Annotated in this window: 12 protein-coding genes and 1 rRNA gene; all 13 read left to right on the top strand. The window is 43.6% G+C overall.

Annotation, left to right across the window (positions count from 1 at the left end; translation table 11 throughout):
• Window positions 1-14 precede the first annotated feature (14 nt).
• The 13 genes from hslO (at window position 15) to V6Z54_RS06870 (ending at window position 12,224) form a co-directional block, all read left to right on the top strand.
• Complete coding sequence (gene hslO, locus V6Z54_RS06930) at window positions 15-890, top strand: Hsp33 family molecular chaperone HslO (RefSeq protein WP_041085295.1); 876 nt, start codon at window positions 15-17, stop codon at window positions 888-890.
• A gap of 46 nt (window positions 891-936) precedes the next feature.
• Complete coding sequence (locus V6Z54_RS06925; RefSeq protein WP_041085293.1) at window positions 937-1,845, top strand: peptidyl-prolyl cis-trans isomerase; 909 nt, start codon at window positions 937-939, stop codon at window positions 1,843-1,845.
• Between the two features lie 77 nt (window positions 1,846-1,922).
• Window positions 1,923-2,846, top strand: coding sequence for a cysteine synthase A (gene cysK, locus V6Z54_RS06920; RefSeq protein ID WP_024425655.1), 924 nt, complete (start codon window positions 1,923-1,925; stop codon window positions 2,844-2,846).
• Window positions 2,847-2,970: 124 nt separating this feature from the next.
• Complete coding sequence (locus V6Z54_RS06915) at window positions 2,971-4,389, top strand: anthranilate synthase component I family protein (RefSeq protein ID WP_041085291.1); 1,419 nt, start codon at window positions 2,971-2,973, stop codon at window positions 4,387-4,389.
• Between the two features lie 13 nt (window positions 4,390-4,402).
• The gene (pabA, locus tag V6Z54_RS06910; RefSeq protein ID WP_338527845.1) at window positions 4,403-4,996 is read left to right on the top strand and encodes an aminodeoxychorismate/anthranilate synthase component II; all 594 of its coding nucleotides are present in this window, start codon (window positions 4,403-4,405) and stop codon (window positions 4,994-4,996) included.
• Window positions 4,993-5,841, top strand: coding sequence for an aminodeoxychorismate lyase (gene pabC, locus V6Z54_RS06905; protein WP_073980045.1), 849 nt, complete (start codon window positions 4,993-4,995; stop codon window positions 5,839-5,841). Before pabA ends, pabC begins: the two co-directional genes overlap by 4 nt.
• A 9-nt stretch (window positions 5,842-5,850) precedes the next feature.
• Window positions 5,851-6,708, top strand: coding sequence for a dihydropteroate synthase (gene folP, locus V6Z54_RS06900; RefSeq protein ID WP_024425658.1), 858 nt, complete (start codon window positions 5,851-5,853; stop codon window positions 6,706-6,708).
• Window positions 6,701-7,063: a dihydroneopterin aldolase gene (gene folB / locus V6Z54_RS06895; RefSeq protein WP_338527962.1), complete on the top strand. Its 363-nt coding sequence runs from the start codon at window positions 6,701-6,703 to the stop codon at window positions 7,061-7,063. The genes folP and folB overlap by 8 nt, the downstream gene beginning before the upstream one ends.
• Window positions 7,060-7,563, top strand: a complete 504-nt coding sequence (gene folK / locus V6Z54_RS06890) for a 2-amino-4-hydroxy-6-hydroxymethyldihydropteridine diphosphokinase (RefSeq protein ID WP_041085284.1) — start codon at window positions 7,060-7,062, stop codon at window positions 7,561-7,563. Before folB ends, folK begins: the two co-directional genes overlap by 4 nt.
• The gene (locus V6Z54_RS06885; RefSeq protein ID WP_024425661.1) at window positions 7,515-7,748 is read left to right on the top strand and encodes a helix-turn-helix transcriptional regulator; all 234 of its coding nucleotides are present in this window, start codon (window positions 7,515-7,517) and stop codon (window positions 7,746-7,748) included. The genes folK and V6Z54_RS06885 overlap by 49 nt, the downstream gene beginning before the upstream one ends.
• Window positions 7,741-8,742 carry a tRNA dihydrouridine synthase DusB gene (gene dusB, locus V6Z54_RS06880; protein WP_269104246.1) on the top strand — a complete coding sequence of 334 codons (1,002 nt, stop codon included), beginning with the start codon at window positions 7,741-7,743 and terminating at the stop codon, window positions 8,740-8,742. Before V6Z54_RS06885 ends, dusB begins: the two co-directional genes overlap by 8 nt.
• Before the next feature lie 90 nt (window positions 8,743-8,832).
• Window positions 8,833-10,332 (top strand): lysine--tRNA ligase, encoded by a 1,500-nt coding sequence (gene lysS / locus V6Z54_RS06875; RefSeq protein WP_269104244.1) that lies wholly within the window; start codon window positions 8,833-8,835, stop codon window positions 10,330-10,332.
• 343 nt (window positions 10,333-10,675) lie between these two features.
• Window positions 10,676-12,224 (top strand): 16S ribosomal RNA (locus tag V6Z54_RS06870).
• Window positions 12,225-12,276 lie beyond the last annotated feature (52 nt).

The raw sequence follows: 12,276 nt of genomic DNA, 5'->3' as shown, positions 1-12,276 counted from the left end.
GAGGTTTAAATCAAATGGATTACTTAGTTAAAGCGTTAGCATATGACGGAAAAGTCCGCGCATATGCTGCAAACACAACAGATACAATCAACGAAGCACAAAGAAGACATCATACGTGGCCGACTGCATCAGCAGCTATCGGCAGAACGATGACAGCAACTGTCATGATGGGTGCTATGCTGAAAGGTGAGAATAAGCTAACTGTCAAAATAGAAGGCGGTGGACCAATCGGCGCCATTATTGCTGATGGAAATGCAAATGGCCAGGTGCGAGGATATGTCTCAAACCCACAAGTTCACTTTGACTTAAATGAACATGGCAAGCTGGATGTTAGACGTGCAGTCGGAACATCTGGAACGTTAAGTGTTGTCAAAGATATCGGGCTGAAGGACCACTTTACAGGACAAACGGAAATTGTCTCAGGTGAAATTGGAGATGACTTCACTTATTATCTTGTTTCTTCTGAGCAAGTGCCTTCTTCTGTAGGCGTAGGCGTCCTTGTCAATCCAGATAATTCGATTCTCGCAGCGGGCGGTTTCATCATTCAATTGCTGCCTGGTACAGAAGATGCTGTCATTGAAAGACTAGAAAAGCGTCTGTCAACCATTGAACCAATCTCTAAACTCATTGAAAAAGGGATGACACCAGAAGAAATATTAGAAGAAGTACTCGGTGAAAAGCCTCAAATTTTAGAAACTGTACCCGTCGAATTTTCTTGTAACTGCTCAAAAGAACGGTTTGCAAATGGCATTATCAGCCTAGGGAAAGCCGAAATTGATGATATGATTGAACAAGACGGACAAGCAGAAGCTCAATGCCATTTTTGTAACGAAACGTATGTATTTACAAAAGAAGAGCTAGAAGAGCTACGTGAAGAATTAACCCGCTAAGCTCTAAGCAGCGGGTTTTCTTTTTAGAATGGAAAGGAGACGAAAGATGAGATTAAAAGCAAGAGTGGTATGGACATTTATCCTCGTGTTGCTCATGATTAATGCCGTTGTCATTGCATATGTATTAACAAAGTCACAAATGTCACAGGCTTCTTCTAATGGGAAGAGCGGTGAAGAAATTGCATCGATTGGAAAAGAGAAGGTAACGCGTCAAGAATGGTTAAAGAAGATGGAAGACCGCTACGGAAAGGCAACACTTGAACAAATGATCAATCAGAAGGTGGTCAATCAGCTTGCCAAGCAAAACAAGCTGGACGTGTCTTCGAAAGAGATCAATCGTGAATTGCTTATGCTCAAAGCAGTATCTAATAATTTCTACGAAGATGGACATACAAGTGAGAAGGAATGGAAAGAACAGATTCGTTATCAAATTTTATTAGAGCAGCTTTTAACAAGAGATGCCGTCGTTTCTGAAAAAGAAGCGAAATCGTTTTATGAAAAAAACAAGGACTTATATCAATATGATGATTCATACCGCATTCGCCATATTGTCGTGAAGACAAAGAGCGAGGCTGAAAATGTATTGAAAGATTTAAAAGGTGGATCCAGCTTCGAAGCCGTGGCAGCTGAACGTTCAATCGACCGTTACACCTCACCATACGGCGGAGATCTTGGATTTGTGACAGAAGAGCAGGAAAGCATCCCAGCCCTATACATACAAGAAGCTCAAAAGCTTCAGCCAGATGAATGGACGAAAGAGCCGATTCAGACCAAAAACGGGTATGCCATTATTCAGTTAAAAGAAAAATTAAATGGCCGCTCTTTCTCCTATGACGAAGTCAAAGATCAGATTAAAAGGCAGATTGCGATGGAAGATCTAGGTGAAAAGGCGAATGTCAAAACCCTGTGGAAGGAAGCAAAAGTCACATGGTTTTACGATGGCGAGCAGGACTAAAAGCATTGACAAAATTTTTTGAAATTGATAATTTAATATTAATACAATAAAATTACTCGGAGATAGAGGTGTTAGTGATGGCTCGTATTGCAAATTCAGTTTTTGAACTAATAGGAAATACACCAGTCGTTAAATTAAACCGTTTAGTAGATGAAGACAGTGCGGATGTCTACTTGAAACTTGAATATATGAACCCAGGCAGCAGTGTCAAAGATCGTATTGCTTTAGCGATGATCGAAGATGCTGAAGCGAAAGGTACACTAAAAGCCGGCGATACCCTTATTGAACCAACAAGTGGAAACACAGGAATTGGCCTTGCGATGGTAGCGGCTGCTAAAGGAATCAACGCGATTTTGGTTATGCCAGACACAATGAGTCAGGAGCGCCGCAACCTTTTACGCGCTTATGGTGCGGAGCTTGTCTTAACACCAGGTGCAGAAGGAATGAAAGGTGCCATCAAAAAAGCGGAAGAATTGGCAGAAGAGCATGGTTACTTCATGCCTCAGCAATTTAGCAACGAAGCCAATGCGGAGATTCACCGTCGTACAACTGGGAAAGAAATTCTTGAACAGTTTGACGGCGAGCTTGATGCATTTATTGCAGGTGTCGGTACGGGCGGTACGATTACAGGTGCTGGTGAAGTCCTAAAAGAAGCCATCCCATCCATCCAGCTTTATGCAGTAGAGCCGACAGATTCCCCTGTATTGTCAGGCGGAAAGCCGGGTCCGCATAAAATTCAAGGAATTGGAGCAGGTTTTGTTCCTTCAATCCTGAACACAGAAATATATGACGGCATCATCCAAGTGAAAAACGAAGATGCATTTGAGCTTGCAAGAAAAGCAGCGAAAGAAGAAGGAATCCTTGGCGGTATTTCTTCCGGAGCAGCTATTTACGCAGCACTTCAAACAGCGAAAAAGCTTGGTAAAGGGAAAAAGGTTCTCGCAATCATCCCAAGTAACGGTGAGCGTTACCTTAGTACACCTCTTTATCAATTCGATTAAACCAATCACCCCAGCATTTGCTGGGGTTTTTTCATGAATTCTGAAGATGGAAAGCAAATACTATTTTCTAAATAAATTGGATTGCATTACAATAAGATTAATGAAAATGAAAAAGGATGATAACATGACACAACGCAGGCCGATGGGCATCAAAATTCCTTTTACGAAAGATGCATTCTTGAAAAGATACGAACAATTAACTGCTCGTGAAACACATCATGTGCTTCTAGAAAGTGCACGCGGCGGTTCATATAGCATTGCTGGTATTCACCCGATCGCTAAAGCGAAGGGGAAAGATGGGATGACGACCATCCATTATCAAGATGAGGTATTGTTCAAAGAAGGTGATCCATTCAGAGCGTTTACGGATTGGTTTCAATCCCTTCAAACCGAAACAAACGACGAATACCCCGACTTCCAAGGTGGAGCGATTGGGTTTTTAAGCTACGATTATGCTAGATACATCGAGCATTTTAAGATGCTGGCAATTGATGATCTTAAAACACCAGACCTTTATTTCCTCGTGTTTAACGATGTTGCAGTTTTTGATCATGAAGAGAACGCACTGTGGCTGATTACTCACACAGAGGAAGTAGAACCAATGAGTGAAGCGGATCAAAGGCTTGAAGAGTGGAAGCGAAAGTGGACAAGCTCTTTTGAAGAATCAGCTCAATCACCTGTCAATGAATCTTCTACAGAATTTGTACCAGCAGCACCTTTTACTGAAGAAACCTTTGGAGAAGCAGTAGAGAAAATTAAGCAATATATCGCAAACGGTGACGTGTTCCAAGTGAACTTATCTATCAGACAAGATGAACAGCTTCACACTCATCCGTATGATTTATATAAAACGTTACGTCAAGTGAATCCATCTCCTTATATGTCTTACCTGCATACGCCTGACTTCCAGATTGTTTGTGGATCTCCAGAGCTGCTTATTAAGAAAAAAGGGACTCAGCTAGAAACAAGACCAATTGCTGGAACAAGATCACGAGGCAAAGACGACGCTGAGGATCAAGCGCTGGCAAAAGAACTGATTGAAAATGAAAAAGAACGCGCAGAGCATGTGATGCTCGTTGACCTTGAGCGGAATGACCTTGGACGCGTATCTACTTATGGATCCGTAAAAGTGAACGAATTTATGGCGATTGAGAAATATTCACACGTGATGCATATTGTATCCAATGTACAAGGGGAGCTGCGTGATGAATGTGACGCGGTAGATGTCATGAGAGCTGTATTCCCAGGTGGAACAATTACAGGTGCTCCAAAAGTGAGAACAATGGAAATCATAGAAGAACTTGAGCCAACAAGACGTGGGCTTTATACTGGATCTATAGGCTGGTTTGGATTCAATCAAGATATGCACTTTAATATCGTTATTCGTACTGCGTATTGTACAGAAGGAAAAGCCTTTATGCAGTCAGGTGCGGGAATCGTCATAGATTCTGTCCCAAAACACGAATACAAAGAATCGATTAAAAAAGCCTATGCAGTGAAAAAAGCAATACAGTTGAGCAAAGAAGAGACTATTTTGAGTTAGAGGTGAGCAGAGTATGATTTTAATGATTGATAATTATGATTCATTTACGTACAACCTGGTCCAGTATTTAGGTGAGCTTGGAGAAGAATTGATCGTGAAACGGAATGATCAAGTGACCATTCAGGAAATTGAAGAGCTCAAGCCGGATTTTCTCATGATTTCTCCAGGGCCATGCAGTCCTGATGAAGCGGGAATTAGTATGAAGGCGATCAAGCACTTTGCAGGAAGTATTCCGATCTTCGGTGTGTGTTTAGGTCACCAATCCATCGCACAAGTCTTTGGCGGGGATGTTGTTCGAGCAGAGCGCTTAATGCACGGTAAAACGTCAGAGATTAAACATGACGGAAAAGGTGTCTTCACAGGACTTCAAAATCCGCTCGTTGCAACGAGATATCACTCATTAATTGTCAAAAACGAGACGCTGCCAGAGTGCTTTGACGCAACAGCCAGCACAAAGGAAGGCGAGCTTATGGCGATTCGCCATAAAGAATTGCCGATTGAAAGTGTGCAATTCCATCCTGAATCAATTATGACGTCCTTCGGAAAAGAAATGCTGAAAAATTTCATTGAAACCTATCGTAAAAAGGGGCATGAAGCAAACGCATGATCATTTATCTGAACGGTCAGTATATAGAGGAGAAAGACGCGACTCTTTCTCCTTTTGATCATGGTTTTCTATATGGCATCGGTGTATTCGAAACATTTACCAGCCTGGCAGGACAAGTCTTCCTGTTGGATTGGCATCTTGAAAGGCTCAATCAATCATTACGTGACCTTTGCATCGAATCCACAATAGAGAAACCATTTGTACTCGACATCATTCATACCTTACTGAATAAAAACCAAATAGCCGGCGGCCATGCGAGAATTCGCTTGAATGTTTCTGCGGGCAGAGGCAATGGGTTTTCTGCAGATCCTTATGAAGAGCCTGTCGTTTTTGTCATGATCTCTCCTTTCCGTCCAGAATCTATTTTGGATGAGAAAAAGGGAGTCATTCTTCAAACGAGAAGAAATACACCGGAAGGCCCAAGACGCCTCAAGTCTCATCATTATATGAACAACCTGCTCGCGAAAAGAGAAGTGGGGAATGACCCGTCGTTAGAAGGCATCTTTTTAACAAAAGAAGATGATGTGGCAGAAGGCATTACCTCGAATATATTTTGGCGAAAAGATGATGTGATCTATACACCGTCACTTGATACAGGCATTTTAAATGGGGTCACTCGTCGATACTGTATGGAAACGCTCCGCGCTATGGGGGCTTCGCTAAAGGAAGGGCGATACCCAGTCTCACATTTGCTCTCAGCTGATGAGGCATGGATGACCAATTCTGTTCAGGGAGTTGTACCGTTCAGAGGAATAGGAGAAATCCACTTTCCCAAAAACAGCCGGACAATTTCAACAAAGTTAAGAATGCAATACACTAAAGAACGTCAAGACCATAAAGAGTAGGTGGACACAATGACACAACAATTGATAAAACAGCCTAAAATCATACAGGCCAAGCACCATACCCTTAGTTATGAAGAAAAGACATTAGTCATGGGCATTTTAAATGTCACACCTGACTCTTTTTCAGATGGAGGAAAGTTTAATCAAGTAGATAAAGCGCTGGCTCATGCAGCGCAACTGATAGAAGACGGGGCACATATTATTGATATTGGCGGAGAATCCACTCGTCCGGGAGCGGCACTTGTCTCGGAAGAAGAGGAGCTTTCAAGAGTCATTCCGGTCATTGAGAAGATCACAAAAGAATTAGATGTACCTATCTCTATTGATACGTATAAAGCCCGTGTTGCAGATGAAGCGGTGAAAGCTGGAGCCTCCATCATTAATGATGTATGGGGAGCGAAGGCAGATCCCCAAATGGCACATGTGGCAGCGAAGCACAATGTCCCAATCATATTAATGCACAATCGGCCAGAACGAAACTACACACATCTGATTTCAGATATGATCGCCGATTTGAAAGAAAGTGTCCAAATTGCCCAGCAAGCGGGTGTCCGCGATGACATGATCATATTAGATCCAGGTGTAGGATTTGCAAAAAATAAAGAGGACAACCTGAAGGTCATGAATGAACTCGAACATTTTTGTCACCTTGGGTATCCACTGCTGTTAGCTACATCTCGAAAACGATTCATTGGTGCTGTCTTAGACCTACCGCCTGAAGAACGTACTGAAGGAACAGGTGCGACGGTCTGTCTTGGGATTCAAAAGGGCAGTGCGATGGTCCGTGTACATGATGTAAAAGAAATTGCAAGAATGGCAAAAATGATGGATGCCATGCTGAATAAGGGAGGCGCTTATCATCGATAAAGTATATGTAAACGGAATGGAATTTTACGGGTACCATGGCGTATTTGCAGAAGAAAACAAACTAGGGCAGCGATTCCGCGTGGACTTAACAGCTTCACTTGATTTAAGTAAAGCCGGACAAACTGATGACCTCAATGAGACGATCAACTATGCAGAGCTCTACCAAATCTGCAAAAGCATCGTAGAAGGTGAGCCGGTCAATCTCGTTGAAACACTGACAGAAAGAATTGCAAACCAAGTGTTAAAGGACTTTCAGACAGTCCAGGAATGTACAGTGAAGGTGATCAAGCCAGATCCGCCAATTCCAGGTCACTATCAGTCCGTTGCAATTGAAATGACGAGATCACGCACATGAATAACACGGCATACATCGCTTTAGGCTCAAACATAGGTAAAAAAGAAACCTATTTAAAAGAAGCCGTTAAAAAACTGCATGAACATCCAGAGGTTCAAGTGGAATTAATTTCATCGATATATGAAACAACACCTGTAGGCTACGAAAACCAAGATGATTTTTTAAATATGGCCGTGAAAATTACCACTTCACTTCGTCCAGAGGAACTACTGTCTCTTACTCAGAAAATCGAGCAAGAGTTAGGCAGAACAAGAGAAGTGAGATGGGGGCCGCGAACGGCTGACCTTGACATTTTACTTTATAATCGTGAAAATATTGAAACAGAACAACTTGTAGTGCCGCATCCTAGAATGTACGAACGTTTATTCGTTCTTGTTCCGATGAGTGAGATTTGCCCAGAAATCGGCGAAGTACAAATAAATGCCGTAACAGACCAAGAAGGTGTAAGCATATGGAAAAAGACATGTGGGGTAGAAGAATTCGTGCATACCGAAAGCTAAAAGGGTATACTCAGGAAGGGTTCGCGAAAAGACTGGGCATCTCTGTCTCTGTCTTAGGAGAAATTGAGCGAGGCAATCGATTACCAACAAACCAATTGGTTGGTCAAATAGCAGATGCTTTAAATATAACGGTGGAAGAACTTTCGCCAATTCTTGAAGAAGAAAGGAGGGGGAAAAATGTTTAAAATCGGAGATATCGAGATTAAAAACAAAGTAGTGCTCGCGCCGATGGCTGGCGTGTGCAACTCTGCCTTCAGACTGACGGTGAAAGAGTTTGGAGCGGGCTTAGTCTGCGCTGAAATGGTCAGTGACAAAGCGATCCTGATCAACAACGCGAGAACAATGGGTATGCTATACATTGATGAACGGGAAAAGCCTTTGAGCCTTCAGATATTTGGAGGGGAGAAAGACACACTCGTCGAAGCGGCAAAGTTTGTAGACAAGAATACCACAGCGGATATTATTGATATCAACATGGGCTGTCCTGTGCCGAAGATTACGAAATGTGATGCAGGAGCGAAATGGCTGCTTGATCCAAACAAAATTTATGAAATGGTCTCTGCTGTCGTAGAAGCTGTAGACAAACCAGTTACAGTGAAAATGAGAATGGGCTGGGACGAAGACCATATCTTTGCTATTGATAATGCCCGTGCTGTTGAACGAGCAGGTGGACAAGCGGTTGCGCTTCACGGACGAACACGCGTGCAAATGTACGAAGGAACAGCGAATTGGGATATCATGAGAGAGGTTAAACAATCTGTATCCATTCCTGTCATCGGCAATGGCGATGTCAAAACCCCTCAAGATGCAAAACGTATGCTTGATGAAACGGGTGTGGACGCTGTCATGATCGGAAGAGCCGCACTAGGAAACCCGTGGATGATCTATCGAACGGTTCATTATTTAGAAACGGGTGAACTGAAAGAAGAGCCAAACGTGCGTGAGAAAATGTCAGTGTGCAAACTTCACTTGGACCGACTCATTGACCTGAAAGGCGAGCATGTGGCTGTCAGAGAAATGAGAAAGCATGCAGCATGGTACTTAAAAGGTGTCCGAGGCAATGCGGACGTGAGAAATCAAATCAATCAAAGTGAAACGAGAGCGGAGCTTGTACAAGTTCTTGATGACTTTACGATCGAAGCCGAGGCAAAAGAGCTTCAAAGTATAAAAGTAGGATAAGACTATCTTTCTTTTTGTAGCTCACTGCTAGTGCATGTACTGGCAGTTTTTCTGCTTTTCTCTGCAAAATACATTATTGGAGTGATATAAATGAGTAATGAAGGGCTTAATAACGAAGAATTAAATGACCAATTCCAGGTCAGACGTGACAAAATGAATAAAATGAGAGAAGAGGGTATCGATCCATTCGGTGAACGATATGACCGTTCTCATCAATCTGCACAAATTATCGCTGAATATGACGAGTTTTCTAAAGAAGACTTAGAAGGAAAAGCGGCTCAAGTAACAATCGCTGGACGTATGATGACAAAGCGCGGAAAAGGAAAAGCTGGCTTTGCACATATTCAAGACCTAGAAGGACAAATTCAAATCTATGTTCGTAAAGATAGTGTAGGGGAAGAAGCTTACGAATTATTCAAAAGCTCAGACCTAGGCGATATCATCGGTGTAACAGGGACTGTTTTTAAAACAAATGTAGGAGAACTTTCTATTAAAGCGACCAGCTTTGAGGTTCTTACGAAAGCACTTCGCCCGCTTCCTGATAAATATCATGGATTAAAAGATGTTGAACAACGCTATCGTCAGCGCTACCTTGACCTCATTGTAAATCCAGAAAGTAAGCAGACGTTCATTATGCGAAGCAAAATCATTCAATCCATGAGAAGATACTTAGATTCTAAAGGATACTTAGAAGTTGAAACACCAACAATGCACAGCATCCCTGGTGGTGCATCAGCGCGCCCATTCATTACTCATCACAATGCACTTGATATGCCGCTTTATATGCGTATTGCGATCGAGCTGCACTTAAAACGCCTAATTGTCGGTGGTCTAGAGAAAGTATACGAGATTGGCCGCGTATTCCGTAACGAAGGTGTATCGACTCGTCACAACCCAGAATTCACTATGATCGAGCTGTATGAAGCATACGTAGACTACAAAGACATCATGAATCTGACTGAAAACCTGATTGCTCATATTGCCCAAGAGGTGCTAGGAACAACAACCATTCAATATGGAGAAGATGAAATTGATCTCAAACCTGAATGGAAGAGACTTCATATGGTTGAAGCGGTCAAAGAAGCAACAGGTGTAGACTTCTGGCAGGAGATGTCTGTAGAAGAAGCAAAACAGCATGCTGCTGATCATGGTGTTGAAATCACGAAAAATATGACAGTAGGTCATATTATCAATGAGTTCTTCGAGCAAAAAGTAGAAGAAACATTGGTTCAGCCTACATTCATTTACGGACATCCAGTGGAGATTTCTCCATTAGCTAAGAAAAATCCTGAAGACCCTCGCTTTACTGATCGCTTTGAGCTGTTTATCGTACGCCGCGAGCATGCAAATGCATTCACAGAGCTAAACGATCCAATCGATCAAAGAGAACGCTTTGAAGCTCAATTAAAAGAACGTGAAGAAGGAAACGACGAAGCACATCTAATGGATGACGATTTTGTTGAAGCATTAGAATACGGTATGCCTCCAACAGGTGGTCTAGGAATCGGAATCGACCGATTAATCATGCTTTTAACAAATTCTCCATCAATCAGAGATGTACTGCTTTTCCCGCAAATGAGAAACCGCTAATACATCAACCAAAGCGCCATTTTATTTATGGCGCTTTTTATTTTTCATAAAATGAAACTTTTTTTAAAAAAACTATTGTAAGGAAAGAATCCAGATGGTATATTATTATTCGTTGCCGCAAAACAGCAACGAGGTTAAAAAAAGAAAATGAAAAAAGTTCTTGACTTTAGCCGATGCAAAATGGTAAGATATTAAAGTCGCTTACGAGCGATAACGAACATGATCTTTGAAAACTAAACAAGACAAAACATACCTGTTAATTCGAGTTTTTATAAAAAATCCTATGATATTTCATAGGTAGTCAGTCAAACGCTGACGAAAAACAAAACTTCGGTTTTGTACTTTTTCGGAGAGTTTGATCCTGGCTCAGGACGAACGCTGGCGGCGTGCCTAATACATGCAAGTCGAGCGGACAGAAGGGAGCTTGCTCCCGGATGTTAGCGGCGGACGGGTGAGTAACACGTGGGTAACCTGCCTGTAAGACTGGGATAACTCCGGGAAACCGGAGCTAATACCGGATAGTTCCTTGAACCGCATGGTTCAAGGATGAAAGACGGTTTCGGCTGTCACTTACAGATGGACCCGCGGCGCATTAGCTAGTTGGTGGGGTAATGGCTCACCAAGGCGACGATGCGTAGCCGACCTGAGAGGGTGATCGGCCACACTGGGACTGAGACACGGCCCAGACTCCTACGGGAGGCAGCAGTAGGGAATCTTCCGCAATGGACGAAAGTCTGACGGAGCAACGCCGCGTGAGTGATGAAGGTTTTCGGATCGTAAAGCTCTGTTGTTAGGGAAGAACAAGTGCGAGAGTAACTGCTCGCACCTTGACGGTACCTAACCAGAAAGCCACGGCTAACTACGTGCCAGCAGCCGCGGTAATACGTAGGTGGCAAGCGTTGTCCGGAATTATTGGGCGTAAAGGGCTCGCAGGCGGTTTCTTAAGTCTGATGTGAAAGCCCCCGGCTCAACCGGGGAGGGTCATTGGAAACTGGGAAACTTGAGTGCAGAAGAGGAGAGTGGAATTCCACGTGTAGCGGTGAAATGCGTAGAGATGTGGAGGAACACCAGTGGCGAAGGCGACTCTCTGGTCTGTAACTGACGCTGAGGAGCGAAAGCGTGGGGAGCGAACAGGATTAGATACCCTGGTAGTCCACGCCGTAAACGATGAGTGCTAAGTGTTAGGGGGTTTCCGCCCCTTAGTGCTGCAGCTAACGCATTAAGCACTCCGCCTGGGGAGTACGGTCGCAAGACTGAAACTCAAAGGAATTGACGGGGGCCCGCACAAGCGGTGGAGCATGTGGTTTAATTCGAAGCAACGCGAAGAACCTTACCAGGTCTTGACATCCTCTGACAACCCTAGAGATAGGGCTTTCCCTTCGGGGACAGAGTGACAGGTGGTGCATGGTTGTCGTCAGCTCGTGTCGTGAGATGTTGGGTTAAGTCCCGCAACGAGCGCAACCCTTGATCTTAGTTGCCAGCATTTAGTTGGGCACTCTAAGGTGACTGCCGGTGACAAACCGGAGGAAGGTGGGGATGACGTCAAATCATCATGCCCCTTATGACCTGGGCTACACACGTGCTACAATGGACAGAACAAAGGGCTGCAAGACCGCAAGGTTTAGCCAATCCCATAAATCTGTTCTCAGTTCGGATCGCAGTCTGCAACTCGACTGCGTGAAGCTGGAATCGCTAGTAATCGCGGATCAGCATGCCGCGGTGAATACGTTCCCGGGCCTTGTACACACCGCCCGTCACACCACGAGAGTTTGCAACACCCGAAGTCGGTGAGGTAACCTTTATGGAGCCAGCCGCCGAAGGTGGGGCAGATGATTGGGGTGAAGTCGTAACAAGGTAGCCGTATCGGAAGGTGCGGCTGGATCACCTCCTTTCTAAGGATATATGGAGCAGCGTACGTTTTCGTCTTGTTTAGTTTTGAAGGAT

Source organism: Bacillus sp. MAG717A (assembly GCF_036884855.1).
GTDB classification, from domain to species: Bacteria; Bacillota; Bacilli; order Bacillales; family Bacillaceae; genus Bacillus; species Bacillus safensis.
Note: the sequence above shows the minus strand (reverse complement) of the source record. Positions and strands in the feature narration are given on the sequence as shown.

Excerpts from the sequence above, each read along its gene's own strand:
- folK (WP_041085284.1), top strand. The coding sequence starts at position 7,060 with ATGAATAACACGGCATACATCGCTTTAGGCTCAAACATAGGTAAAAAA.
- folP (WP_024425658.1), top strand. The coding sequence starts at position 5,851 with ATGACACAACAATTGATAAAACAGCCTAAAATCATACAGGCCAAGCAC.
- V6Z54_RS06915 (WP_041085291.1), top strand. The coding sequence starts at position 2,971 with ATGACACAACGCAGGCCGATGGGCATCAAAATTCCTTTTACGAAAGAT.
- pabA (WP_338527845.1), top strand. The coding sequence starts at position 4,403 with ATGATTTTAATGATTGATAATTATGATTCATTTACGTACAACCTGGTC.
- V6Z54_RS06885 (WP_024425661.1), top strand. The coding sequence starts at position 7,515 with ATGGAAAAAGACATGTGGGGTAGAAGAATTCGTGCATACCGAAAGCTA.
- hslO (WP_041085295.1), top strand. The coding sequence starts at position 15 with ATGGATTACTTAGTTAAAGCGTTAGCATATGACGGAAAAGTCCGCGCA.
- pabC (WP_073980045.1), top strand. The coding sequence starts at position 4,993 with ATGATCATTTATCTGAACGGTCAGTATATAGAGGAGAAAGACGCGACT.
- cysK (WP_024425655.1), top strand. The coding sequence starts at position 1,923 with ATGGCTCGTATTGCAAATTCAGTTTTTGAACTAATAGGAAATACACCA.
- V6Z54_RS06925 (WP_041085293.1), top strand. The coding sequence starts at position 937 with ATGAGATTAAAAGCAAGAGTGGTATGGACATTTATCCTCGTGTTGCTC.
- dusB (WP_269104246.1), top strand. The coding sequence starts at position 7,741 with ATGTTTAAAATCGGAGATATCGAGATTAAAAACAAAGTAGTGCTCGCG.
- lysS (WP_269104244.1), top strand. The coding sequence starts at position 8,833 with ATGAGTAATGAAGGGCTTAATAACGAAGAATTAAATGACCAATTCCAG.